At 60.9% G+C, this 26,141-nt stretch carries 21 protein-coding genes; 15 read left to right on the forward strand and 6 right to left on the reverse strand.

The window, feature by feature from the left end; all coding sequences use genetic code 11:
* Window positions 1-167: 167 nt before the first annotated feature.
* The 3 genes from M0D69_RS37920 to M0D69_RS37930 all read right to left on the reverse strand — a co-directional run bounded on the left by M0D69_RS37920 (window position 168) and on the right by M0D69_RS37930 (window position 5,712).
* Entirely contained in the window at window positions 168-3,086 is a 2,919-nt protein-coding gene (locus M0D69_RS37920; protein WP_301786939.1) for an EAL domain-containing protein, read from the reverse strand.
* Between the two features lie 238 nt (window positions 3,087-3,324).
* Window positions 3,325-4,563: an MFS transporter gene (locus tag M0D69_RS37925; protein ID WP_301786940.1), complete on the reverse strand. Its 1,239-nt coding sequence runs from the start codon at window positions 4,561-4,563 to the stop codon at window positions 3,325-3,327.
* Between the two features lie 123 nt (window positions 4,564-4,686).
* Window positions 4,687-5,712, reverse strand: coding sequence for a GlxA family transcriptional regulator (locus M0D69_RS37930; RefSeq protein ID WP_301786941.1), 1,026 nt, complete (start codon window positions 5,710-5,712; stop codon window positions 4,687-4,689).
* Window positions 5,713-5,813: 101 nt separating this feature from the next.
* Between M0D69_RS37930 and M0D69_RS37935 the strand changes: the two genes are divergently transcribed.
* Window positions 5,814-6,497 carry a DJ-1/PfpI family protein gene (locus tag M0D69_RS37935; RefSeq protein ID WP_301786942.1) on the forward strand — a complete coding sequence of 228 codons (684 nt, stop codon included), beginning with the start codon at window positions 5,814-5,816 and terminating at the stop codon, window positions 6,495-6,497.
* 69 nt (window positions 6,498-6,566) lie between these two features.
* Window positions 6,567-6,866: a DUF4148 domain-containing protein gene (locus tag M0D69_RS37940; protein WP_301786943.1), complete on the forward strand. Its 300-nt coding sequence runs from the start codon at window positions 6,567-6,569 to the stop codon at window positions 6,864-6,866.
* 65 nt (window positions 6,867-6,931) lie between these two features.
* On the opposite strand, the gene M0D69_RS37945 is transcribed toward M0D69_RS37940, so the two are convergent.
* Complete coding sequence (locus tag M0D69_RS37945; protein WP_301786944.1) at window positions 6,932-7,615, reverse strand: hypothetical protein; 684 nt, start codon at window positions 7,613-7,615, stop codon at window positions 6,932-6,934.
* 13 nt (window positions 7,616-7,628) lie between these two features.
* Here M0D69_RS37945 and M0D69_RS37950 point away from each other — a divergent pair, with 13 nt between their 5' ends.
* Both M0D69_RS37950 and M0D69_RS37955 read left to right on the forward strand, forming a co-directional pair.
* A complete protein-coding gene (locus M0D69_RS37950) occupies window positions 7,629-8,438 on the forward strand; it encodes a hypothetical protein (RefSeq protein ID WP_301786945.1) in 810 nt (269 codons plus the stop codon).
* A gap of 45 nt (window positions 8,439-8,483) precedes the next feature.
* Window positions 8,484-8,678 (forward strand): hypothetical protein, encoded by a 195-nt coding sequence (locus tag M0D69_RS37955; RefSeq protein ID WP_301786946.1) that lies wholly within the window; start codon window positions 8,484-8,486, stop codon window positions 8,676-8,678.
* Between the two features lie 537 nt (window positions 8,679-9,215).
* Here the strand turns inward: M0D69_RS37955 and M0D69_RS37960 are convergent.
* On the reverse strand, window positions 9,216-11,927 hold the full coding sequence (locus M0D69_RS37960) for a TonB-dependent siderophore receptor (protein ID WP_301786947.1): 2,712 nt from the start codon (window positions 11,925-11,927) through the stop codon (window positions 9,216-9,218).
* Window positions 11,928-12,944: 1,017 nt separating this feature from the next.
* Between M0D69_RS37960 and M0D69_RS37965 the strand changes: the two genes are divergently transcribed.
* From M0D69_RS37965 to M0D69_RS38010, 10 genes are all read left to right on the forward strand, one after another.
* Complete coding sequence (locus tag M0D69_RS37965; protein WP_301786948.1) at window positions 12,945-13,598, forward strand: MotA/TolQ/ExbB proton channel family protein; 654 nt, start codon at window positions 12,945-12,947, stop codon at window positions 13,596-13,598.
* A gap of 82 nt (window positions 13,599-13,680) precedes the next feature.
* On the forward strand, window positions 13,681-14,103 hold the full coding sequence (locus M0D69_RS37970) for a biopolymer transporter ExbD (RefSeq protein ID WP_122179384.1): 423 nt from the start codon (window positions 13,681-13,683) through the stop codon (window positions 14,101-14,103).
* Window positions 14,100-14,879: an energy transducer TonB gene (locus M0D69_RS37975; RefSeq protein WP_301786949.1), complete on the forward strand. Its 780-nt coding sequence runs from the start codon at window positions 14,100-14,102 to the stop codon at window positions 14,877-14,879. Before M0D69_RS37970 ends, M0D69_RS37975 begins: the two co-directional genes overlap by 4 nt.
* Complete coding sequence (locus tag M0D69_RS37980; protein WP_301786950.1) at window positions 14,876-15,004, forward strand: hypothetical protein; 129 nt, start codon at window positions 14,876-14,878, stop codon at window positions 15,002-15,004. Before M0D69_RS37975 ends, M0D69_RS37980 begins: the two co-directional genes overlap by 4 nt.
* 93 nt (window positions 15,005-15,097) lie before the next feature.
* On the forward strand, window positions 15,098-16,738 hold the full coding sequence (locus M0D69_RS37985) for a peptide ABC transporter substrate-binding protein (RefSeq protein ID WP_301786951.1): 1,641 nt from the start codon (window positions 15,098-15,100) through the stop codon (window positions 16,736-16,738).
* Window positions 16,739-16,907: 169 nt separating this feature from the next.
* The gene (locus M0D69_RS37990) at window positions 16,908-17,660 is read left to right on the forward strand and encodes a TonB family protein (protein WP_301786952.1); all 753 of its coding nucleotides are present in this window, start codon (window positions 16,908-16,910) and stop codon (window positions 17,658-17,660) included.
* The gene (locus M0D69_RS37995) at window positions 17,653-19,500 is read left to right on the forward strand and encodes an extracellular solute-binding protein (protein WP_301786953.1); all 1,848 of its coding nucleotides are present in this window, start codon (window positions 17,653-17,655) and stop codon (window positions 19,498-19,500) included. The genes M0D69_RS37990 and M0D69_RS37995 overlap by 8 nt, the downstream gene beginning before the upstream one ends.
* Before the next feature lie 7 nt (window positions 19,501-19,507).
* Window positions 19,508-20,557, forward strand: coding sequence for a microcin C ABC transporter permease YejB (locus tag M0D69_RS38000; protein ID WP_301786954.1), 1,050 nt, complete (start codon window positions 19,508-19,510; stop codon window positions 20,555-20,557).
* Complete coding sequence (locus tag M0D69_RS38005; protein WP_301786955.1) at window positions 20,511-21,668, forward strand: ABC transporter permease; 1,158 nt, start codon at window positions 20,511-20,513, stop codon at window positions 21,666-21,668. Before M0D69_RS38000 ends, M0D69_RS38005 begins: the two co-directional genes overlap by 47 nt.
* Window positions 21,665-23,278 carry an ABC transporter ATP-binding protein gene (locus M0D69_RS38010; protein WP_301786956.1) on the forward strand — a complete coding sequence of 538 codons (1,614 nt, stop codon included), beginning with the start codon at window positions 21,665-21,667 and terminating at the stop codon, window positions 23,276-23,278. The genes M0D69_RS38005 and M0D69_RS38010 overlap by 4 nt, the downstream gene beginning before the upstream one ends.
* Window positions 23,279-23,306: 28 nt before the next feature.
* Here the strand turns inward: M0D69_RS38010 and M0D69_RS38015 are convergent, their stop codons facing one another.
* Window positions 23,307-24,383 carry a hypothetical protein gene (locus M0D69_RS38015; protein ID WP_301786957.1) on the reverse strand — a complete coding sequence of 359 codons (1,077 nt, stop codon included), beginning with the start codon at window positions 24,381-24,383 and terminating at the stop codon, window positions 23,307-23,309.
* A gap of 673 nt (window positions 24,384-25,056) precedes the next feature.
* Between M0D69_RS38015 and M0D69_RS38020 the strand changes: the two genes are divergently transcribed.
* Window positions 25,057-25,911, forward strand: a complete 855-nt coding sequence (locus M0D69_RS38020) for an oxidoreductase (RefSeq protein ID WP_301786958.1) — start codon at window positions 25,057-25,059, stop codon at window positions 25,909-25,911.
* Window positions 25,912-26,141: the final 230 nt, after the last annotated feature.

Consider the following 26,141-nt stretch of genomic DNA (forward strand, 5'->3'; position numbering starts at 1 on the left):
TAATAGTGATAAATAGAATAACTAACTTAAACCGACCGCAGGCCTAAGCAGCAGCCCAGCATCGCCCCCGACCACTACGCCCCAAAACCCCGTGCAACCCAACCCCAACCCCAACCCCAACCAACCCCGCCCCACGAGCGCCAGCGAACCCCGTCCAACTCCCTCTCTCAAGGCTCTTGCGCCAGCACCTGCAAGCGGGGCGCAAGGGTGGTCAGCAGGAGTTCTTCCAGCGGCATCGGCTCGGCGAAGTAATAACCTTGCGCTTGCGCGGCGCCCATCTCGCGCAGCGCCGCCAGCGTTTCAGCGTCCTCCACGCCTTCGGCGACGAGCGTCAGGTCCAGCGACTCCGCCATTCGCACGATTGCCCGTACGATCGCCCTGCTGCGTGGACTGGTGGTCAGTTCGAAGATGAACGACTGGTCGATTTTCAGCCCGCTGAAGCGGTACTGATGCACATAACTCAGCGACGAAAATCCCGCGCCGAAGTCATCGAGCACGACCGACATGCCGTGGTCGGCGAGACGCTGCATCGAACGCCTTGCAAGATCGGGCTCGGCGACAAGCGCGCCTTCAGTGAGCTCGAGGCAGATCCGCGACGGCGCGACGCCATGGCGCGCGAGCAGGGCGAGGACGTCGTCGGCGAATTCCGGGCGCGTCATGCTGTAGCTCGAACAGTTCACATGCACCGGCGGCCAGTCCGCGTGCTCCGGCTTCGCGAGAATGGCCGCGACGCGCGTGAGCATGTAGAGATCGAGCCGCCCGATCAGACGCAAGCCTTCCACCGCCGGAAGGAATTGCCCCGGCCCGATCACGCTGCCGTCGGGCTGACGCCAGCGGATCAACGCTTCCAGCGCCACGAGCTGGCCGCTGTTCACGCAGACGATAGGCTGAAAGTACGGCACCAGTTCGTCGTCGCGTTTGAGCGCATTACGCAGCGCTCCTTCGCGTTCGACCTGATCCGACACCTCGCGCCGCAGCGCATGATTGAACACGACGAAACTATCGCGGCCACCGTTCTTCACGCGGTACATCGCGGTATCGGCGTCACGCAGCAGATCGGCTGGCTCGTTATGAAACTGGCTGTCCGGACTCACGATGCCGATGCTGCACGACGAAAACACCACGTGGTCGTCTATATGGAACGGCAGGTCGAACGCCGCCAGGATCCGTTCCGCGATAGCCACTGCGGCATCCAGCGGCGCACCCGGCGACAGCACGGCGAACTCATCGCCGCCGAGGCGCGCAAGCAGATCGTTGTCGCGCAGGCAGCTACGCAAGCGGGCCGCGGCCTGCACCAGCAGCAGGTCGCCGAAATGATGGCCAAGGCTATCGTTCACCACCTTGAAGCGGTCGAGATCGATAAACATCACGGCCAGTTGCTGACCTTCACCGTGATGATCGAGCCACGCTTCCTGCAGCCGCTGCAACAAGTGGCTGCGATTCGGCAGGCCGGTCAGCGCGTCGTGCGAATTCTCGTGCTGCAGCCGCGCGTTGGCCTCGTCGAGTTCGCGGGTGCGGTTCTGCACGCGTTCCTCGAGTTCCAGGTTGGCCGCATGCAGTGCTTCGGCGGCGCTGCGTCGTGAGAGGGCGGTATCGATATGGCGCGACACGAACGTCAGCAGTTCCTGGTCGCGCAACGAGTAACGCACCTGCGTGGAATAGCTTTGCACGGCGAGCACGCCACGCACGACATCGCCGTCGAAGAGCGGAATGCCCAGCCACGAGCGCAGCTTGATGCTTTCGCCCGCGCGTTCGATCTCACCCGTATCTACCAGCCGCGTAGCTTCGGCGAGATCGATCAGACACGGACGGCGCTGCCTGATCACGTACTCTGTCAGGCCGCGCCGGTTGCATCGAGGCGTGGGATGAGTGTTCAGCAGTTCATCGACGTAATACGGGAAGGACACCGTTTCCGTCGTGCTGTCGACCAGCGCGATGTAGAAGTTTTGCGCATACAGCAACTCGCCGACAATGCCATGCAGGCTGCGGAAAAACTCCATCATGTCGCCGTGGCGGCTCGACAGCTCGGCGATCTGGAACAACGCGCCCTGCAGATGTTCGGCACGCTTGCGCTCCGCAATCTCCTGCCGCAACGCCTGGTTCAGTTCGGATAACTCAGCAGTCCGGCGCGATACCGTTTCTTCCAGATCGGCGCGATGCAGGATCCGGTCGAGCGCCATGGCCACGTGCCGGGCGACGACCAGGAAAAGCGCGCGATCCTCCACGCTGTAGAGGCGCGAGATGTCGTAGACCTGCATGGCGATCATGCCGAAGACTTCGTCGGACGCATTCTTGAGCGGCGCGCCCATCCAGAATTCCGGGCGATCGCCCACGCAATAGAAACGGCCTTCCTGCTCGGCGGCGAGGATGCCGGCGGAGTCGATGAGAAGCGGCTGGCCCGTGGTCAGCACTTGCCCGGTCAGTGACAGCCGCGACAGATCGAGTGTGTCGTAGGCCGCTGTTTCGCGCGCGTAGGTATCGATCACATCGACGTAATACGGGTACGTGATCCTGCCGCTCGATGGGTCGTAAAGCGCGAGATAGAAGTTTTCTGCGTCGATGAGCGTGGCGAGTTGCTGATGCACGCCGAGCAGGAACGCCGATCGTTCGCGCATGGAACTGGCGAGATAAGCGATTTCATAAAGCACGCGCTGGATGTTTTGCGCGCGTGCCAAGGCGTCGGTTTGCAAGGCTTCGCCCAAGCTGCGGGCGAGGTTGGCAAGCGTAGGACTTCCCGCGTGGGTGGCGGGCGCGAGCAGCCAGCCCAGGATGCTTTCGCCGCTGCCCGTCGGCCAGAGACACAGGCGGTGGGTCGTGCAAAAGGCGTGGAAGGTGTCAGCGGTGAGCAGGGCGGGCCACTCTTCTGCCGCGTCGCCCTGGGCCGCCAGATGCAGGTCCTCGCCGACCTGATACCACGCCCAGGCGTTGGTATCGACTTGCGCGCGGGCATTGCGCAACAGCACGTCGACGGCACTGTCCGTAACCGTCCACCTCGCCGGTTCAACGGACGCGCGTGCGACGCCCGCAGCGGTTTCATCGCTGCTGTCGTCGGCTGTCGGCCTGGCATGGTTTGCGGGGACGTTCATCGGTGCTCCGAGCCGAAGGATGCCCCGGCTCCTGATTCAATCTCGTTCGATGTCGATGCTATTGACCATTCATCCTGACACAGGAGGGATTGAAACGAGCCCGCTCCTTCGTTTGTGCGCGCGTACGCGCCTGATTGTTATAACGGCAGCGCAGCTTGGGGCTTGAGGGCTTTGCGTAAGCAATCCACCCGTTTCACCCTTACCGGGCGTCTTGGGTGCAACGCGTGAGAAGCACCTTTCATGCGCCCGACGAACCGCATACCGTCGCGGGTCCCGACGCTATCGAACGCTGCTCCACCGCGACGGAAACACCCAGCAGCACGATACCACCGCACGCGAGCAGCGCACCCGTCCAGCCCGTCGCCTCGAGTCCGAAGCCCATCGCGACCACTACACCGCCCGCCCACGCACCCAGGGCGTTCGCAATGTTGAAGGCCGAATGATTGAGCGCGGCGGCCACGGTCTGCGCGTCGCCGGCCACATCCATCAGGCGCGTCTGCACGGCCGGCACCACGGCGATGCCGAGTCCCATCGCGAACAGGTTGAGCGTCGCGGTCCATTCGTTCGCCGAAGAATACGCAAAAGCAGCCAGCGCGGCGGCGTTCCAGATCAGCATGCCGAAGATGGTCCAGAGCCGCGACTTGTCAGCCAGCACGCCGCCGATCAGGCTGCCCGCCGTCATGCCGACACCCAGCGCGCCGAGCAGCAGCGGTACGCGCCAGGGCGCCACGTGGGTCACGTTAAGCAGCGTCGGCGTGATGTAGGTGTACACCGCAAACAGGCCGCCGAAGCCGACCGCGATCACCGACAGCGTCAGCCAGACCTGCAAGCGCCTGAACACGCCGAGCTCGCGCCGCGGCGTGGCGCCGCCTGCGTGAATAGGTGGGAGAAAGATGCGCACGCCAATCATCGTAAGAATGCCGAGTGTGCCGACCAGCAGGAAATCCGCACGCCAGCCGAGCCATTGCCCGAGCCAGGTTGCAAGCGGCACGCCAAAAATATTGGCGATTGTCAGGCCCAGCATCACGCGGCCCACTGCTCGCGCTCGCCGGTCAGGCGGCACGAGCGACGCCGCCGTCAAAGCCGCTACCCCGAAATACGCGCCATGCGGCACGCCGGAAATAAAGCGCGCGATCAGCAGCATGGGGTAATTCGGCGCGAGCGCGCTCAGCAAATTGCCGAAGGCGAACATCAGCATCAGGCCGATCAACATCGCGCGGCGCGGAATCTTCGCGAAGAAAATGGTGATGAGCGGTGCACCGATCACCACACCGAGCGCATACGCGCTGATGATGTGGCCCATGGTGGGCAGCGATGTATCGAGGCCATTCGCGATGACGGGCAGGATCGTCATGGACGCGAATTCGCCCGTGCCGATAGCCAGGCCGCCGATGGCGAGCGCGAGTTCGGCGGGACCCGCTCCATAGGGCGCGATCACGCGCGTGAACGGGTCATTGGGGACATCGATAATGGACATTTTGGAAAAATTGTGGATTTTTGGCGGAGCTGCAATGCAGCATTATCGCGAAAGAATAAGTCTTTCGCATCCACAAACGCTCGAACGGGCGTGCTGAACTAGGTTGATGCGTTGCCGTAGCCGCTAGTCGTGCGTGGGTGTCCCGTGGTGGGACTCACCATCGCTTTCGCCGTGGCCGCCTGCCGAGAAACGTTCGCGGTAAGCCTGCGGTGTGACCCCCGTTGAACGCAGGAAGCTGCGCCGCATGGTTTCCTCCGATCCGAACCCGCAACGCGCGGCCACGCGCTTGACCGGAAACAACGTATCGCCCAGCAGGCGGCGCGCTGCTTCCAGGCGCAATTGATCGATGGCGCGCGCCGGCGTGACCCCCGTTTGCGCACGATAGTGCCGCACGAAGCTGCGCTCGCTCATGCCGGCGCGTTCGGCCAGTGTCGCGATCGACAGCTCGGCTGCCATGTTTTCCGCTATCCACGCGTGCAGATCTCCGAAGCGGTCACCCGCTTTTTGCAGCGACAGCGTCGCGCTGAACTGCGCCTGGCCGCCCGGCCGCTTCAGGAACACCACCAGTTCGCGTGCCACGTCGAGCGCGAGCGCGCGCCCGAGATCGTCCTCCACCAGTGCGAGCGCGAGATCGATGCCGGCGGTTACGCCCGCCGATGTCCACACCGAGCCGTCGCGAATAAAAATGGGTGCGGCATCGACGCGGACGGCCGGATAACGGTGCCCGAGTTGTTCGCAATGCGCCCAGTGCGTGACCGCGCGGCGCTCGTCGAGCAAGCCGGCGGCCGCGAGCAGAAACGCGCCCGTGCACACCGATGCCACTCGCCGGCACTGCGACGCGCGCTCCCTGACCCAGGCCACTTGCGCCGCATTTTCCGATGCCGCATGCACGCCGCGTCCGCCCGCGATGATCAGCGTATCCGTCGCCTGGTCCGCAGTCGGCAAGGGCTGGGCGAACAAGCCGAGACCCGCGGTGCTCTGGATTTCCCCCGCGGTCGTGGCAACCACACGCGCCGCATAGGGCGCGCTTGCGCCGCTTGCCAGGGAGAGTTCGTTGGCGGACGCGAAAACCTGAAGCGGCCCGGAAACGTCGAGCAACTGGACATCTGGAAACGCCAGGATATCGATACGGCGAGGCGCGTCATTCATGGTTCATGACTCGATTGGCGTGAAACGAGGGTTGATTGACGATTACGCCAAAGCGTAGCGGGGTATCGTCGGCACGTCTACTTCCTTTTAAGGCCATCACCATGACATTGCATATCGGTTTCCTGGTATTTCCGCGCGTCCAGCAACTCGACCTGACCGGCCCGCACGACGTCTTCGCGATGGTCCCGGGCGCAACCGTTCACCTGATTTCAAACACCCTCGATCCGGTCAAGGCGAGCAGTGGCCTGATGTTGACGCCCACCATCACGTTCGCCGATTGCCCCGCGCTCGACGTGTTGTGCGTGCCGGGTGGGGTGGGCGTCGGCGACTTGATGGAGGACGACGCCGCGCTCGATTTCATCAAGCGCCAAGCGGGGAAGGCGCGCTTCGTCACGTCGGTCTGCACCGGTTCACTGGTCCTCGGAGCGGCCGGTTTGCTGCGCGGCCGGCGCGCGACCACGCACTGGGCGTTCCATCATTTGCTCGAACGGTTCGGGGCAATTCCCGTGAAAGAGCGCGTGGTTCAGGACGGCAATCTGATGACGGGCGGCGGTGTGACGGCAGGCATCGATTTTGCGCTGACGCTTCTCACCGGTTTGATCGGCGAAACAGAAGCGCAGGCAATTCAACTTCAACTGGAATATGCGCCCGCTCCGCCATTTAATTCAGGTACGCCCGATACCGCACCGAAGGCGGTAGTGGATCTGGTGTGGAATCGCGGCGAAGCGGGGCGTGCTCAGCGCACAGCAATAGTTGAACGTGCCGCGGCGCGATTGAATTCGTAGCAGACCTGGCGCAGTGCCGACGCGGGTGACTCGGATCGACGGGCCTGCTTCTTACAGGAGGCGGGTGCCATGTCATGCGCTCGGGTTCGTTCGATCACCGTCCTGGCCTCGCTCGGCATAGTGCTGGGCGCGACTCCTGATTCATTTGCTCAAAGCGCGGATGCAACGCCGGCCGCACCACCGTCGACGCCGGCGTTGACGTCCGAACAGGCGCAGAAAGCACAACGCAAGGCCGAGAGAAAAGCCGCGCGCGCGAAGAATTCGGCCGAACTGGGGCAGTTGGAGAAGAACGGGTATAACCCGGCGGCGGATCGTAACGACTACCCGGATAACTTGCGCAAAGCACAAGACAAGGCGAACGGGCAGTGAGTGCGGGGTAGCGGTTGTTGCTTGAAGCGGCGCCGGACCCGTCTCCGCTTCAAGCCTTGATGCATTCAATGTGCTTCGCCGCGACCGGCCGGGCGAAGCGGCGCATTGTTGTCGAGCGCCTTGGGCTCCGGCGACGCCACGTCTGCAGTCTGAGCGTACTGGAATGCCGCGATGGGGTCCCGCGCCTCTTGTACCACGCGGGTTTCGTGAGCATCGTGGGTTTCACGAGTCACGCGCGGTGCAAGAGGCGCGCGTGTGGGCGGATTCGCAATCATGTGCGGTCCGCTGCTGCTCGTTGTCGACGTGCTACCCGTACTTGCAACCGTGGCCGTAGCTGTGCGCGGGACCAGTTCGGCCTCGCGGAGCGGCGCTGGACGAGTGACAGCGCTTGGCGTGGTGGCCGCTGTCTGAGCCGCCGCGCCTTCGGCGGCCTTCTTTGCCTCGGCTACTTTGATAGCGACATGCCTGAGAAACGCGCGTGAGTCGGTATAGCTCGAATCGATGGCAAGCGCGTCCTTCGCATAGCGCCGTGCGCATCGCCATGAAGCTGTCGCGTCGCATGCACGGGCGTGTTGCATCGCGGCATCGCGTGCAGCTTCGCGTTGGGCCAGGTCGTCGCGGAGCCCCTGCACACCGGGGCTATTGGCCTGATTCGCGGGCACGTTGGCCAGGTTCTTGCGCGCGGCGCTCAAATCGCCCGTGGCCAATGCAAGGCGTGTGAAGTAGAGGCTTTCTCCCGGGCTGCCCAAGGGCGGACGCTCCGTGGCAACGACCGGCGAGACGGGTGGTAACGACAGCTTCGGCAATTCCTTTACAACGGGCGTGGACGGCTGCGGCGCGTGGCTTGCGAGAGGGACATCGGCGATGGCGGCAGGGCTGGGCGCGGGCGGTATGGCGGCGAGCTTGACTGCGGCGGGTGAGGGCGGTGTGTGGGTTACAGGCGTTGGGCTCGGCGCGGTGGTGGCGCTCTTCTGGGCCGGTGCGGTGATTGTGTTCTGCGCGATCGTGACAGTTGTCGCGGGCGTTGGGCTCTTTGGCGGTGCTGCTACCGGGGTTTGCGCGGTTGCGACGGGCGTTGTGTTCTTCGATGGCGCTGTTGTTACCGGGGTTTGCGCGGTCGTGACGGGAGTTGCGCTCTTCGAAGCTGTTGCCGTTACCGGGCTTGGCGTGGTCGTCGCGGTCATCGGGCCGGATGGGTTCGTGGAACCTTTTGAAACCGGTCCGGTAGCCGGGTTCAGTGCGACCGTTGAACTTGCCGTGCGCATGGAGGCAATGGCATTCGTTACGTTCCTCGTGATCGTCGCGATCATCGCCATTGCGGGATTCGGTGCCGCAGTGATCGAGCTCACGGGATTCGCTGCCGCAATCACCGTGGTCGTGCTCGCCTGGGTTGCTGCTGCAATGGTAGTTGTCGTGCTCGCCTGGGTTGCTGCTGCAATGGTAGTTGTCGTGCTTGCCGGGATTGCCGCCGCAACGACGGTCGTCGTGCTTGCCGGCACAGCGGCATTCTCAGGTGCTACCGGAACGAAGGCGGGCGTCTTCGCGGGCTCCGGTAGTGCAGCCAGCCGCTGAACCATCGGCGATCTCAGGCCAGGGGCATAAGTCAGCGCGAGCGCTATGGCGAGCAGCCCGCCGCTCGCCACGCCGAACGCCACGCGCCTGGCGATCCGGGCGCGTGCACGCGCTATATTCATTGCCGCGTCGACTTCCTCGGGCACGCTCGGATACGGCACGAGCATGCGCCCCGGCATCAGCATGACGCTGCTGTTATTGAAGCCCACGGAGTTCAGTGCACGCATTTCACGCGACTGATTCGTGCCGCAATGCGGGCATTCTTCTTCGCCGTGAGTCAGCGCGTTGCCGCAGCGAAGGCAAGCCGCGTAAAGGACAGGCGTGCGAAAAGATAACAGGTTCATGCCGAACCCCCCGGGCAAGTGTCGATGCCGGCACCATGATGCGGCCGGATCGTTCGTATAAGAATAGTGCAATTAATTCAGAAGTTAGTACCCCGGTATGTTTTGTAGACCGCATTGATGCATATCGGCGACACTTGCATTCGCCCGCATCACGCTATATAGAACCTCGCACAGAGTTGCTTGTCCGAATCCGACTTAGGTGTGGCGGATAAGAGCGGACGGGATTGGTTGCGGGGGGGGGCATCACCCCCGGCCGCCAACCCTAAACCAGTAATTTGGCATGGACCACCCCAATCAACCCCGTCGTCGGTGAAAGTCTTGTAAGTATGCTTCGGCATCCGAATGTTGTTTCAACGTCGTGGCTCCGTAAACGCACTGTCCGGGACACGAAAAACTCCGTGTCCCGGACAGGTTCAAGCTGACAAACTAAAGCCTACTTGAAACGATACTGCGCACCGATCTGGAAGAAGCGGCCCACGTTGGTGTACAGCGACTGGTCATAACCGGTCAGGTCCGCACCCGACGTCCATTCCGCGTCGAACGGCGGTTTCTTGTCAAACAGGTTGTTGATGCCGGCGTAGATCGTCCAGTTCTTGAAGCCGCGATAGCTCGTGAACAGGTTGAACTGGCTGTACGACGCTACCGATAAGGGAGTGTCGCCATTTATGTCGGCGATCGCGTTGGTGTACGGACCGGTGTACTGCCAGGTCAGGGTGGTCGTGAAGTTGTGGTAGCCCCATGTCAGGTCGGTGTTGCCCTTCCAGCGCGGATTCGATGCACCGAACGGCTGGTTCAACGCCAAATTGTTGCCGGCGAAATCGACCGTCGGCGAACCTGCGCTATGCAGCTTGAAGTGCCACACGTAGGTCCAGTCACCCGACAGCGTGAACGAACCCACAGGCGTGCCCACTGACTTGCGCCAGTTGAAGTCGAAGCCGTCGGTATCGAGTGCGCCGAGGTTCATGAACTGCGACGTGATATAGCGCAACGTGCCGTCCGGGTTACGAATCACCTGGCTCGGATTGTTCGCAGCGAGTTCCGCCACAGGATCTTCCGTGCCGATCACGCCGTCAATGCGAACCTTGTAGAAGCCAGCGCCAATATCCGTAGTCGCATCCGGTGACAACTGGAATCCGATGTTGTAGTTCTTTGTGTGTTCAGGCTGAAGGTTCGGATTGCCGTTGGTGAACTCGGTCGTGAACGACTTGGTCGGGCCGCGCGGATCGAACGGGTCGGTCAGGTTCTGGTGACCCGTGTATGAAGCCTGCGCGTTTTCAACCAGCGTCGGCGCCCGGAAACCGCGGCTGTAAGACGCGTACGTCGTCAGCATCTGCACTGGCTGAAAGCGCAACGCGAAGTTCGGCGAGAAAGCACCTCCAAAGTCGCTGTAGTGGTCGTAACGGCCGGACTGCGTGAACGTCAGCGTGCGGAGGATCGGGATATCGACCTGGTAGAAGGCCGCTGCCACGTTGCGCGAGCCCTGCACCGTCTGGATCTGCGCGGGGGCGACGATGCCCAGCGACGAATACGTCCGCGGGTTGATGACGGAGCTCTCGTGACGGAACTCGGTGCCGAGACCCAGGCCGACGTCGCCCGTGGGCAACGTGAAGAGGTTTGATGTCGACGTCTTGGCCGACACCGAATCCATCTTCGAGATAGCTTGTTGGTAGTCGTCCGTGAACATGCCGGCGAGGCCGTTTGGCGTGTTGCCGGGGTTGACGAAGTCGTAGGTCCCGTTTTGCAGCGCGTTCTCGAAGCCAGCGACGTTCAGCGAGTTGTAGAAGTGGCTGTCCACCGTGCTTTGCGAATGACCCGCGTCCACGGACCAGTCCCAGTCGCCCAGCTTCGGCGTGGTGAACGACCCTTTCACGCCCGTCGATGCCTTCCAGAACGTCGATACCGTATCCACGCCCGTTCCCGAAGTCGGGAAGGTGTAGGTCATCGGCGTGGCGACGCCAAACGGGTTGAACGGATTGGACGCCGGCATTACGCGGTTGAGCGGCGAGATGGTGTTGGTCGCCGGGTTGTACACGTTCGACAAGCTGCTAGCCGAGGTGAGGCCGCTGTATTGCACAGTCTCGTCGCGGCTGCCCCAGAATTCGGCATACGCCTGCATGTCGTCGTTGATCTTGAACGTGCCGCGCACCTTGGCGTTCAGGCGCGTTGTCGACGGCATCAGCGAGTAGTCGTGGGCCGTGTTGTAGGTACACGAGGTGCCGCCCGTGCGGCTCGTCGTGGTGTTTGGCGGGCACGGGTTAAACGGGATATTGGTGCCGTTTGGCTGGGTCCAGAAGGTTTGCTGGTTGTTGCCGGCCGGCGCGTTGTTGCCGCCGAAGCGTGTGAAGTCCTGGCTGCTCGTCATGTCGCGGTCCGCGAGCGTCGAGCCCGAGTCGCGGTACCAGCTGGCCGAAGCCGTGATGTTGTAGCGGTCCGCGTTCAGGTCGCCGAAGCCGCCGAGTACGCTGAAGCTGCCTTGAGCGTCGCCGGGATGCTGCGCCTTGCCGACCTGGCCGTCGATTTGCAGGCCCTGGAAGTTCTTCTTCGTGATGATGTTGACCACGCCCGCGATCGCGTCCGACCCGTATTCCGAGACCGCACCGGTCTTCACGATTTCGATCCGGTCGATGGTGTTCAGCGGGATCGTGTTGATGTCGAAGAAGGTGTCGGTGAAGTTCACTGCCTGCGCATAGTTCGCCACGCGCTGGCCATCCACGAGCACCAGCGTGTACTTCTCGGAGAGACCTCGCAATGCGATGCCGGCGCCGCCAGGCGCGGTGCTGTTCATGGTCGATTGCGACCAGCTACTGGCGGCGTTTGCCGACACGCCGCGCAGGAAGTCCGCCACCGTCGTATAACCGCTTTGTTCGATTTCCTTAGCGGTCACCGTCTGGACTTCAGTGTTGCCGACCTTGTCCGAGGTGCGGATCAGCGAGCCCGTGACTTCGACTTTTTCAAGCTTGGTCGGAGCCACGGAGCTGGCCGCAGCGGCCGGTGCCGCGGCCGATGTGGCGGATGTTCCCGCGGTGCCGCCTGTGCCGCTCTGGTCGGTGGTTTGTGCGTGCGCCATCGGAATGAATGCGGCGCTCAGCACGAGTTCGGCGCCAATGATGCCCTTGATCGCCGTTACCAATCTCTTCTGTTTCACGTGCTCTCCCTCTTGTCGTTGAGCATTTTTTGATCGAATCAACCCGGCCGGTTCGTGTGTGTTGCACGGACCGGTCATACGATGCTTTTCGACGCGTTTTATGCGGAGGCGCTAAACGCCGATAACGCCGATCGGGCATCGTCAGTCAAGGCGCGATCTCAATCGTGTTGAAAGGCGCCGTTGATGAAGCGGCAGCACCTGAGCATGAGTTATGCCAATTGAGAGAAGGAGATAAGCCGAAAAAACGGATGCAGCTATTTATTTATGAAGTAAGGATTTGAAATGAATGATTTTTAATTTTTTATTAAATGGACAATTTTAAAGCCGTACCGGAAATGCATTTTAACTCGGATTAGCACATTTTATTTTTTGTAATCGTTGTATCTATCGCGAGTTAGAGGTATTCGTCTAATCAATTTGGTGCAATACCTGCACCTTGAAAGGGCGCTGAAGGCCTGTTGATGTGCATTACGATCTGAAAGCACCTTTTTTCTATTATCCCGGTGCGAGTGCACAGTATAAACATAATCAATGCGTTTTTGTAATACCCTTGCGCAAAGTCTTTTCCATAGGGGCATTGCGTCTGCTGACGAAAGGTCGGAATTAGGATCCTCCAACGCTGCTGTTTAACGCGACAACAGAACCTGATATTTATTACATTAGCCTTTCTTTCGCACCAGACCTAATACCGGGTGCACAGAAAATGGGTTTATATCGATATTCATCGAAGCAGAAGTTCTTTGGCACCCTCTGGAGCGCGTGATATTGATATGAGAATCTTGCACGAACCTCATCCACACAGGGGAGCAACTATTTTTAGCATGGAAATGTGACGTAAGATCAAAGCGCCATATGGGTTTAAGGCTTCGAAGCCGCGATCAGGGAAATAACGCTTGGCATAACCGTTGCTTAGTTGCTCGCGCTTTTACGGTCGCCTTCGAATCCGAAGCTGACCGCCGAAAGAAATACTGTCATCCACAAAATGATTAGCGTCTTTTGTCCTAACCGGAGTCCGCAGTGCTGAATACCCTGATTAACTACTCGGTCCAGTCGATGGGCCTCATCCCCCTCCTGGCAGTCATCTTCCTGATCGGTATGGCCGTCATCATCGAACGGCTGGTCTTCTTCGCGAGAGCCGTGCGCGCAGGCAAGACCATCGAGCACGATCTGAAGCTCCTGAAGGCCAATCACCCGGAAGACGCCGCCAAACTGGTCAAGCACTACGAGTCGACGGTACAGGCTGAACTCGTGAAGACCGCCATCAAGGTCAGCGGCCGCGACGAAGCCGTGGTGGAACGCGAAGTGGAAGAAGCGATCATGTTCCAGATGCCGCGTCTCGACCGTAACCTGTGGGTGCTCGATACGGCCGTCACGCTCGGACCGCTGCTCGGTCTGCTCGGTACGATCATCGGCATGGTGGAGTCGTTCAACGTGCTCGGCTCGAGCGGTACGGCGAATCCGAACGGCGTGACAGGCGGCATCGGCCATGCGCTGACCGCGACCGCGTGCGGCCTGGTCATCGCCATCATCTGCGTGATCTTCCTCAACTACTTCAACAAGCGTATCCGCATGACGGTCAATCAGTTCGACTTGATCAAGTCGTTGCTGGTCTCGCGCTTCTCCGCACCGGTTCGCCGCGCCGCGGACATCCGGCCTGAAATCGCCGCGTGAGTTTGTATCCCCGGCGGCTTTAAGAAGGTCGAAGCGGGTTGAATCAGGCCTGACCGTTGCATTGAAACAGAAGAGGTTTGAGATGAGTAGAAATCACCGCAGTCATTACCTGGGCGCGGAAGAGAAGGCACGCATCGAGATCATCCCGATGATCGACATCATGATGTTCCTGCTGGTCTTCTTCATGCTGGCCACACTCAAGATGATTCAAGGCGCAGGCATCAAGCTGGACCTGCCGCAGTCGAGCACTGCCGAGCAGTTGCAGCAGACCATCAAGGTATCCATCGGCGTGACGAAGACCGATGAGCTTTACCTCGATGCCAAGCCCATCACGCCCGATGAACTTACCACGCACCTGAAGGGTCTCGTGGGCGATTCGAAGAAGGTCGACGTCGCCATCTCGGGCGACGAAGGCACGAGCTACAAGAACATCATTCATGTCATGGACCTGGTGCGCGCGGCAGGCATCAGTTCGGTGGCGCTGGCGACGAATCCAACAACATGAACGCTCCAGTACATCTAGTCAGCACGCCTCGCGTGCCTCTGGAGGGGGCGCTATGGGCGTCGAAGGGCGCCACGCGCGACGGCAAGGTGTCGATGAAGCTCGCGGTCGGCGCGGCGCTCCTGGTCGAGTTGCTGTTGATCGCCGGGATCTCGCATGTAAACTTCACGCCGGACGCGCCGCCTCCCCCGAAAGAACTGCGCGTGCGGATGGCGCCGCCGCCACCGCCGCCTCCGCCGCCCGAGGTCAAGAAGCTGGAGCCGCCGCCCGCACCCACGCCGCAAAAGCCGGTGGCGAAGAAGATCGATCCGAAGCCGTTGCCGACGCCTAAACCACCGCCGGCGAAACCTGCCGCGGTGCCGAAGGAAGCGCAGATACCGGCGGCCGCGAATCCGGCCGCCAACGCGCCTGCCGTGGCGACCACGCCGTCGAACTCGCCTCCAGGTCCACCGGTGGCCGCAGCCGGCGCCGCGCCGGTGGCGCCTCCTGCGCTCCACGGCGTGGTGGACGGACGCGGACACTGCCAGTCGGTGCAACCGGTGATTCCGCGCAAGGCCCTGGAGCAGGGGATCTCTGCCGAGGTCGTCGCCCGTCTGTCGATCAATCCGGACGGCAGCGTGGGCGCGGTGAATATCGTCAGGACCACGCCACCCACGTCGGTCTTCAATGAGGCCGTCACGACCGCCGGTAAGTCGTACAAGTGCGAAAAGAACGCCGAAGCGTATGTTGGCGAGGTGGTGTTTTCGTTCAAGACGAGCGCGGGGAGCGACGACGAGTGACATGCAAGCGCGACGGCGAGATGTCCGGGCGGTTCGATACGCCGGACGTGATCGCCGTCGCGCTTGACCGGCGTGGTTTCATCTTGTTGAATCCCGAATCCCCGAGGCAATCCTTCGACGCCTGAGCGCGTGGCGCGACTCTGGTCGCGTGCAGCACGACGCGCCGAAGGCCGCAGTAACCGCCGAGCGCGGAAGTAACGAATACCAGGAGTTTCCAGATGTTTTTCGCACCATTTCCTTATCCTGCAGCCCGTCTTCGCGGTGCATCGGCGGCGCTCGCCTTGAGTGGCCTCCTGCTTGCCGGCGTAGTCCAGGCGGCTATCGTTCCACCCGGTGTGCAACTCGCCGCGAAGCAGGAACTGGTGCGCAACAACGGCACGGAAGTCGAGACGCTTGACCCGACCGTGGCCGAATCGGTGCCGGCCAACACGGTCACGCGCGATCTGTTCGAAGGACTGACCGCGACGCGAGCCGACGGAGAGACCGTCCCCGGTGTTGCGGAGAAGTGGGAAATGAAGGACCCCACCACGTGGGTCTTTCATCTGCGAAAGAATGCGAAGTGGTCCAACGGCGAGCCGGTCGTTGCCGCCGATTTCGTCTATGGATGCCAGCGGCTTGTCGATCCGAAAACCGCATCGCCGTATGCGACCACTTACGGCATGTTCCTGCTGAACGGAGCGGATATTGTCACGGGCAAGAAACCGGTGGCGTCGCTGGGCGTGAGCGCGCCTGACCCGTATACCGTCGAGGTGAAGACGCCATATCCGGTGCCGTTCCTGCCGGACCTGATGTCGAATACGAACCTTGGGCCAGTGAACAAGACGGCCGTCGAAAAATACGGCAAGGACTGGACCAAACCCGGCAAGCTGGTCAGTAACGGCGCGTTCATGCTGAAGGACTGGCAGGTGAACAACCGTCTGGTGCTCGTCAAGAACCCGCAGTACTGGAACGCCGCGTACGTGCAACTGAACCAGGTCACGTACCTGCCGGTGGAAGATGAAAACACCGACGTGAAGCTGTATGAGTCCGGCGGCAACGACTGGGTCTACCAGCTTCCCTCGGGCACCTACGCCCGCTACAAGCAGCAGTATCCGAACGAGATGCGCGCGGCGCCCATGCTCGGCCTGCGTTATTACTCGTTTAACAACAAAGATCCGCTGTTGAAGGACGTGCGCGTTCGCCAGGCGCTTTCCATGGTCATCGACCGGGACATCCTCGCGCAACGCGTGACCGCCGACGGCCAGATACCGGCGTATGGCGTGATCGTGAAGGGTGTGAAGGGCGCCGATGTCAGTGCGTACGACTGGGCTTCTTGGCCGATGGCGAAGCGTGTGGAGGAAGCGAAAAAACTGTTGGCCGAGGCGGGCGTGAAACCCGGCACCAAGCTTCAGTTCGCCACCAACACCAGTGAATACCACAAGAAGATGGCGATCTTCGCGGCGTCCGAATGGAAGACGAAACTGGGCCTGGATACCGAGATTCAGACCATGGAATTCAAGGTGCTGCTCAAGAAGCGGCACGACGGCGACTATCAGATCGCACGCAACGGCTGGGTGGCGGATTACAACGACGCGAGCACCTTCCTCACGCTGGTCCAATGCGGCTCGGAGCAAAACGACAACCAGGCGTGCAACGCCAAAGCCGATGCGCTGATGCGCCAGGCGTCCGGTTCAACGGACCCGGCGATACGCCAGAAATTGCAGACCGAAGCGGGCAAGGTGGCGATGGAAGATTACCCGATGCTGCCGCTGCTGCAATACACCCTGGTGCGGCTGGTGAAGAGTTATGTGGGCGGATATTCGACGAAAAATCCGATGGACCACTACCGCAGCGAAGACATGTACATCATCAAGCACTGAACGCTGCGGCCGCCGGAGTCATTCGAATGTGCGACAGCCACGCTGATCGTATCGAACTTCGTTCGTTAATCGAACTAAGCTCGTATCGCGTTTTCCGAACGCGTGGCCAAGATCCCACGCGGCGTCTTCGTATCGAGACACGCGCCCGTTTCAATTTGCAGGTTTGGTCATGAACGATCCGCATAATCCCCTGAAAGGCGCGTTGTGGGCGTCGGCGCATTCGGAGCATCGGCCGATGCCGATGGGTGTGTTTATCGCGGCTGCGCTGGTGGTGACGGTGCTGCTGGTCTACGGCCTGGCCCACGTGAATTTCGCACCGGTGCCAACGCCGCCCAAGGAGATGCGCGTGACGATGGCGCCTCCGCCACCACCGCCTCCGCCTGAGGTCAAGAAGATCGAACCGCCGCCTGCGCCCGAGCCCACAGAAAAGCCGAAGCCCACACGGGTCAAGCCGAAGCCTTTGCCAACGCCTAAACCGCCGCCCGCCAAGCCCGCTCCCGCGCCGAAGGAAGCGAACATCCCGGCGGCAGCCAATCCCGCGCCGAACGCGCCGGCCCTGGCGACTGCGCCTGCGAACGCCGCTCCGTCTACACCCGTTGCCGCGACAGGCGCCGCGCCCGCGCCGGCGCCGCGGTTGCATGGTGTGGTCGACGGCCGTGGCCATTGCCAGTCGGTTCAGCCCCAGATCCCGCGGCGCGCGCTGGAGCAGGGTATCTCGGCGACCGTGGTCGCGCGCTTGTCGATCGGCGCGGATGGCCAGGTCGGCGATGTGCAGATCGTCCGCGTAACGCCGCCCACGTCGGTATTCAACGAGGCCGTGATAGCTGCCGGCAAGGGATATAAATGCGAGAAGAATCCGGAGCCGTACATTGGTGAGGTGCAGTTCTCGTTCAAGACAACGGCGGCAAGCGACGATGAATAAGGGCTTTATCACGCTGGGGTTTGCCGCACTGCTCGTTACATCGCTCTCTGCGTCACAAGCCTTCGCCGGACCGTCCATCGCACAATACGACGAGCCGAAGTATCCGGCGAACTTCACGCATTTCGACTATGCGGACCCGGACGCGCCGAATGACGGCGACATGAATTTCCAGAACTACGATGAACTGCAGAGCTACGATTCGATGAACCCCTTTCTGGTTCGCGGCGCACCGGCACCCGACTTGAAGAATCTGATGTTCGATACTTTGATGCAGCGAAGCTGGGACGAACTGGCGTCGGAGTATCCGTTGATTGCCGATGACGTGGAAGTGGCCCAGGATGGCAAGTCGGCGACGTTCCATATCAATCCCAAGGCACGGTTTTCGAATGGCGATCCGATCACCGCCGCCGACGTGAAGTATTCATTCGACACGCTCGCGAGCCATCAGGTCTCGCCGATCTACAACTCGCAGTTCGCCAACATCAGCCGGGCGAGTGTGATCGATCGCCTGACGGTGCGCTTCGACTTCAGGGAAGCGCGTCGCGATGGACCGCTGATAGCAGGCGACCTGCCGGTTTTCTCGCCGAAGTGGGGCATGAAAGCGGATGGAACACGGCCATCGTTCGATCAGATCTCGGACGTGCCGCCCGTTGCAAGCGGTCCTTATCTGATCGAGCAGCGCAAGAACGACAAGCAGATTACGTATCGGCGCAATCCCGACTACTGGGCCGCTAATCTGCCTTCGCGGCGTGGCATGTACCGCTTCCGGCGCATCACCTTCCGGCTCTTCACCGATCACTACACGTCGCTCGAAGACTTCAAGGCGGGTCACACCGATATGCGTGTGGAGTATTCGTCATTGACATGGGCGCGCAAGTATGTGGGCAGGAACTTCACCAACGGCTCGCTTAAGAAAGGTGAGTTCCCCGATGGGCCAGCGCAGATGCAAGGGATGTTCTTCAACACGCGCAAGCCGCAGTTCGCGGACATTCGCGTCCGTCACGCGCTGACGCTCGCCTTCGATTACGACTGGCTTAACCGACTGACTTTCTATGGTCAATACCGGCGCACGGGCAGCTACTTCCAAGACAGTCCGTTCGGTGCGCAGGACATGCCCGATGCGAAGGAGCTGACGCTGCTCGAGCCGTACCGTTCGGCACTCCCGGCAGCCGTATTCGGCCCGATGCTGAAGCCACCGGACACCATCCCGCCGCATTCGTTGCGCGCCAATTTGCGCGAAGCCCAGGCGCTCCTGAACGAAGCGGGCTGGACGTATCGTGACGGAGCATTGCGTGATGCAAACGGCACGCCGATGACCATCGAAGTCATGGACGATCAACCCGGAATGGACAAGGTCATCTTGCCGTATGTCGAACAGTTGCAAACACTCGGCATACAGGCGCACCTGCGCGAACTCGACAGCGCGTTGTACGAAAAACGCATGGACGCATTCGACTTTGACATGACCACGTATATCTACGGGCCGGTCACTATTCCGGGCGGTGAACTGACGCGCCGTTTCGGTAGCGCGGCTGCATCGCAGACCGGCTCGGAGAATTACCCGGGCATCCGTTCAAAAGCCGCCGACGCCATGATCGACGCTGCGTTGAAAGCGCAGACGCTAAGCGATCTCCAGACCGCCACGCGCGCGCTAGATCGCATCCTGATCAACGGATATTACATCGTGCCGGAGTACTACACACCGAACACGCGAGTGGGTTATCGGGCGCGCATGGGTTTTCCGCAGGTCTTGCCGCATTCCTACTATGCCGAGGACTGGCTGATCGATTACTGGTTCGTGAAGCCGGTTTCGTCGGCCACCGTCGCGCAAACACACTGAGGTCGACATGGCCGCCTATATCCTCAGACGCCTGTTGCTGATGATCCCCACGCTGATCGGCGTGGTCACGCTTACCTTCGTGGTGACCCAGTTCGTGCCGGGCGGTCCGGTCGAGCAGATCCTGGTCCAGATGCGCCACGGTGGAAACCAGGGCGGCGAGGGTGGCAGTAGCGGGGGGTATCACGGCGCTCAGGGTGTCGATCCGCAGCAGGTCGAACAGTTGAAGAAGCAATTCGGCTTCGACAAACCGCCGCTGGTGCGCTACGCGAGCATGCTCAAGAACTATGCGAGTTTCAATCTGGGCCAGTCGTATTACCAGCATCAGAGTGTCTGGGCCGTGATCCGTTCGAAGCTGCCGGTCTCCATCACGCTGGGCCTCTGGACCGTGCTGCTGACCTATCTCATCGCGGTGCCGCTGGGTATTTCCAAGGCAGTGCGCAACGGTTCCCGCTTCGACACGGCCACGAGTGTCCTCGTCCTCTCCGGCTACGCCATTCCGGGTTTCGTGCTCGGCGTGCTGCTGCTCATGCTGTTCGGCGGCGGCACGATGTGGCAGGTATTCCCCATGCGCGGCCTTACCTCCGACGACTTCGACCAGCTCAGTATCGCGGGCAAGGTGCTCGACTATTTGTGGCACATCGCGCTGCCGGTGACGGCTTCGGTGGTCGGCAACTTTGCGATCGTCACGATCCTGACGAAGAACACGTTCCTCGAGGAGATCAGCCGGCAATACGTGCTGACCGCACGTGCGAAGGGCGCGCCGCAACGCGATGTGCTCTGGAAGCACGTCCTGCACAACGCGATGATTCCGCTCCTGACGGGCTTGCCGGCGGCATTTGTCGGCGCGTTCCTCAACGGCAACCTGCTGATCGAGACGCTGTTTTCACTCGATGGCATGGGCCAGCTTTCCTATGACTCGGTGATCCGGCGCGACTATCCCGTCGTGCTCGGTTCGCTTTATCTGTTCACCCTGATTGGTCTCGTGACCAAACTCATTGCGGACGTCTGTTATGTCCTTGTCGACCCCCGTATCCAGTTCGACCGGCTGGACCGATGAGCGTGTGAATGTGCCCGAAAGCGTGTCCGTAAGCGGCGCGCCAGCGAGCGCACCCGTTCCGCCGCCGTCGGAGTCGCCCGGCCGGCGCGTGTGGCTGCGTTTCAAGGCGCAGCGCTTAGGCTATTGGAGCACGATCGTGTTCGTGGCGTTGTTCGTCATCAGCCTGCTGGGCGAGGTGCTGGCGAACGACGAGCCGCTCCTGATCCGCTACGAAGGACACTATTATTTCCCGATCGTGACGGACTATTCGGAGAAGGTATTCGGCGGCGATTTCCCGGCGCGCGCGAACTATCTCGATCCGTATATTCGCGACCGGCTGGAATCGAAGGGCAATTTCGCGATCTATCCGCCCAATCATTTTCACTACGACACGGTCGACTATTTCGCGACCAAGCCCAATCCCGCGCCGCCCTCGGCCGCCAACTGGATCGGCACCGACCAGTTCGGCCGCGACGTGTTTTCGCGCCTGCTGTACGGCTTCCGGCTCTCTGTCCTCATGGCGCTTGCGCTTACGGTCTCCGGCGTCTTCCTGGGCGTCCTGACGGGCGCCGTGCAGGGGTTTTATGGCGGACGCACCGACTTGATCGGGCAACGCCTCATCGAGATCTGGAGTTCGATGCCAGATCTTTATCTGCTGATCATCTTCGCGTCGATCTTCGAACCGACCTTGTGGCTGCTCTTCATCCTGCTCTCGGCCTTCGGATGGCTCACGCTGTCGGACTACGTGCGCGCCGAGTTCCTGCGCAACCGTTCGCTAGACTATGTACGCGCGGCACGCACGATGGGTTTGTCGAACTGGCAGATCATGTGGCGTCACGTGTTACCCAACAGCCTCACCCCGGTGATCACGTTCCTGCCGTTCCGCATGAGCGCGGCGATCCTCGCGCTGACCAGTCTGGACTTCCTGGGGCTTGGCGTGCCCGCACCGACACCGAGCCTCGGCGAATTGCTTGCCGAGGGCAAAAACAATCTCGACGCGTGGTGGATCTCCGGCGCGGCGTTTGGCGGACTCGTGGTCACCTTGTTGCTGCTAACATTCATGGGCGACGCGTTACGCACTGCGCTCGATACGCGTACGCGCGGTTCCGCATTCGGAGGCGCACAGAAGTGACGCGCCCTCTATTGCAACTCGACGGTTTGTCGATCGGTTTCGGCGACAAGACTGTCGTGCAGGACCTGAATCTCTCGATCGCGCGCGGCGAACGCGTGGCGCTGGTCGGTGAATCGGGGTCGGGCAAGAGCGTCACGGCGCTTTCGATTCTCGGTCTCGCGGATCAGGCCCGCCAGACGGGGCGCATCCTGCTGGACGGCGAGGACCTCTTGCAAAAGACTGAGCAGCAGATGCGCGGCATCCGCGGCCGCGACGTCGCGATGGTCTTCCAGGAACCGATGACTGCGCTCAATCCGCTATTTACTATCGGTAAGCAGATTGCGGAGAGCCTGCGTCTTCACGAAGGTTTGCGGCCCAACGCGGCACGCGAACGCGGCATTGAATTGTTGCGGCGCACCGGAATTCCTGAACCGGAACGGCGCATTGATAGCTTTCCTCATCAACTTTCGGGCGGTCAGCGGCAACGCGCGATGATCGCGATGGCGCTGGCATGCCGCCCGTGCCTGCTCCTCGCCGATGAACCGACTACAGCGCTTGACGTGACTGTGCGCCAGCAGATAGTGGAGTTACTGATTGGCCTGCAGGAGCAGGAAGCGGCTGAGCGAGGCATGGCGGTGTTGCTGATCACGCACGACCTGAATCTGGTGAAGCGTTTTGCACAGCGCGTGGCGGTGATGGAGAAGGGCGTGCTGGTTGAGACCAATACGACCGCGGAATTGTTCTCGAATCCTCAGCATCCCTACACGTGCCGCCTGCTGAACAGCGAGCCTGAACGTGCTATCGATCCGATCGCTTCGAATGCGCGGCGACTGCTCGAGGTGCAGGGTTTGTCGGTCGATTACCGGACCTCGATGAAGGGCTGGCGGTCCGCGTTTTCGAAGTCTTCGTTCCGCGCTTTGCAGGACGTCGACATCACACTGCGACGCGGCGAAACACTCGGCGTAGTGGGCGAATCCGGATCGGGAAAGTCCACGCTTGCCGCTGCAATCCTGGGATTGCAGCGGCCGTCGGAGGGGTTGATTCATATCGATGGACAGCCTTTGTCCGCGCTCAAAAGTGCGAACTCGCGGCGCATGGTGTCGTCACGGCTGCAGGTCGTGTTCCAGGACCCGTACGGATCGTTGTCGCCGCGCATGACGATCGAGCAGATCGTGGGTGAAGGGATCGCGTTGCATCGGCCGGAGGTGACGGCGGTCGCGCGTCGTCAGCGCGTGGTGGCGCTGCTCGATGAAGTTGGTATGCCGGCCGACGTCCTGTCGCGTTATCCGCACGAGTTTTCCGGTGGCCAGAGGCAACGTATCGCGATTGCGAGAGCGCTTGCGGTAGAGCCGGAATTGCTCGTGCTCGATGAACCCACCAGTGCGCTCGATGTGTCGATACAGCAACAGGTGCTCAACCTGCTCACGCGGCTGCAGAAAAAGTACACGCTGAGTTATCTGTTCATCACGCACGACCTTGCTGTGATGCGCGCGATGGCGCACAGGGTGGCCGTGATGAAGGCGGGGCAGATCGTGGAGATCGGCGACACGATGGACATCCTGCGAGCGCCTGCGCATCCCTATACGCAGGCGTTGCTTACGGCTTCAATGGTGGCGGGCGCGGCGGCATGACGGCGGTTTTGCCTCAGGCATCGCTAGTTCAGGACACGGGCTCGTCGCTCTTTTCGTTCACGCGACGGTCTGCGCGCAACGCGCTGATGGGGCCGGGCGCTGGTGAGTCCGGCTCCGAACCGGGTTCGGCCTTCGACGCCGCGGGCTTGCCCGGGACGATCATCTTGCGCAGTTGCGGCCCGATCGACGTCGCTTCGAAACACAGCTTGATTCCGAAGCGCGCGCGGTTGAGAAGGTGCGCCGTCGTCACCGCACGCCAGAAGCGGTTCGGGTTGAAACCGGGATAACGCGACTCTCGTTCGATCAACGCCTTGCCATCGGGCAAATGGACGAAGCAGCAGTGCTGGAACCATCGAAGGTCGCGATGCGTGTTGCCAGTCCAGTGCCGGCCGATGGCCTGGTACGCGCCCAGCTCCACGATCTGCTGCCCTTCGTCGGCGAGCGTGTTGAGCGCGGCGGACATAAACGATTCGTCGCCATGATGCTGCAGGTGCTCGATCTCGTCGACATAATGCTCGCAGTGCGCGCGTGCACGCGGCACCAGTGTCTTGAGGAACGTGGGTGTGCTGAGGAGGAACTCGCCGCCATACCAGCGTGGATTGAGCAGATGCTTGCCGGCTACGATCTCAAGATCCTTGATGACGTTGGCGCTGCCATAAGCGGGAAACACTTGATCCGAGATATCGAACGCGCCGACTCCGGCGTCGGCACAGAGCTTGAGCAACTCCTCGCCCAAAGGACGGATGGCGACAATGTCGCTATCGAGCAGCAGTAGCAGCGTGTCGGGCGAGAGCATGTTGGCTACTTGTTCCAGCAGGTCGAGCTTGAAATGCGCTCCGTAGAAAGCTGTGTTCCTTGGGACGTTGATGCTGGTGAGGAGTGTGTGAACGAGTGGACGCCGCTCTTCCGGCACGGCGGAAAAGCATGCATTGACCGCGTCCGGGGCGTTCGTGAAGACGTTGAGCCGGGGCATGCCTGCATGAAGCAGGGTCTTGTTTAAACAAAGCGCCTGGCGGGCGTAGGACAGCGGATCTTTACTCGTGCTATTGGGACTGGCCGTTGCATCGACATCGACAAAGACCAGTGTACAAGGAAAAATTTCCATTCTTTTGTCGTCCAGATCCTTAATCGAGAATTTGTTGCTGATTGGAATCGGGCTATTTGAATGATCAACCGTTATAAGCATCGTGGAAGATACAAATACCGTGTGTCCGCCAAAATGCCAGACATGTGAGACATAGATCACGGTATTAGCGTGATTTGGTTAACTTGCAATGAGGTGTCCGGATTTACATGCATGCAAGCGTGCAAGGCCTAGCGCGGCGCCAAGTCTTGAGGCAACGGGCCGTGGGATGTAACGCGGGTTGCGGCGCAATTATTAGACGGCAAGAGATACCGTGGTTTTGATTTAACAGTAAGCTTGACCGTCTTGTTTATGAAGATGACGTTATGTGCATTTGATCGAATCATCGGCGTCTGTGATGCTTGGATAATCAAGAGGATTTTGGCGCGTGGTCTGGACCTTTGCCGAACCCGGGATTAAAAAACTCCCAAGGTATTCGACGTAACCGTCGCCGATCGTGACGTAATAAGAAGCCCGCTTGCTTGGCGCTTGGCCGCGTTGTGCTCGAATCGCGTATCGCGAGTAAGCTTTAGCGGGAATTTCCATGTGGGCATGATTTTAGCGAAGCAACCCTGACGCATCGGCCTGCAACAAACCCACCTTATTCCGACGCATCAATACAACTGACTTTCTGATGGATAGACAGGAGCTTTCCATGATGAATCGAGACAATCCCGTGTGGCTTATCACTGGCTGCTCGACTGGCTTTGGCCGTGAACTGGCGAAACTCGTGCTGGAACGTGGCTGGCGCGCGGTGGTGACGGCCCGTGATCCGTCGAAGCTCGCGGACCTGGCCGAAGGCCACAAGGACCGTGCGCTCGTGCTGCAACTTGACGTTACTGACCGCAACCAGATCGCCGATGTTGTTGCGCGGTCGCAGAAACATTTTGGGCGTATCGATGCGCTCGTGAACAACGCTGGTTACGGTTATCTTGCCGCAATTGAGGAAGGTGAAGATGACGCTGTGCGGGCGATGTTCGAGACCAACGTGTTCGGTCTGGTTGACATGACGAAGGTTGTGCTGCCCATCATGCGCGCGCAGAAAAGCGGCATCATCGTGAACATTTCGTCGATAGGCGGGATCACGAGTTTCGCTGCCACGGGCTACTACCACGGTACCAAATATGCGGTGGAAGGCATCTCGGAGTCGCTGGCTATCGAAGTGAAACCGCTGGGTATTGACGTGCTGGTGGTTGAGCCCGGACCGTTCCGCACCAACTGGGCGGGGCCGTCGATCAAGCAGTCGGCTACGCGTCTTGATGCTTACGAGGAGACAGCGGGCGAACGCCGCAGGCAGACTGCGGCACGTAGCGGCAATCAGGCGGGCGATCCGGTGCGTGCGGCGCAGGCGATCATCGATGCTGCGCTCTCCGATAATCCGCCATTGCGTCTGTTGCTTGGCAAGACTGCGCTTGAACTGGCGCGCAAGAAAGTTGCTTCGCTGACGCACGATTTCGATGTGTGGGAGAAGACGACTATTGGAGCCGACTTTCCGGAAGGGTCGAGCTAGCCGAAGTTATTGCGCGACGCGTGGCGTACCGGCTTGATCGCGGGCGTGCGTCGCGCAGGGGCCTTTCATGGATCCCGGCTTTCGATATCCGCGAACAAGCACCCATGAAAATAGCTAGGCAGATCACGTAGCCAAACCACCAGAAAATGAGGAAAGAAAAACAGGTGAGACCGTGATGGTCCGTGGGGTGCGGTGCTTGCCCGAGAGCGTTGGGGGCGAAGCGTGTTCGT

Source organism: Caballeronia sp. SEWSISQ10-4 2 (assembly GCF_030464885.1).
Taxonomy (GTDB): domain Bacteria; phylum Pseudomonadota; class Gammaproteobacteria; order Burkholderiales; family Burkholderiaceae; genus Caballeronia.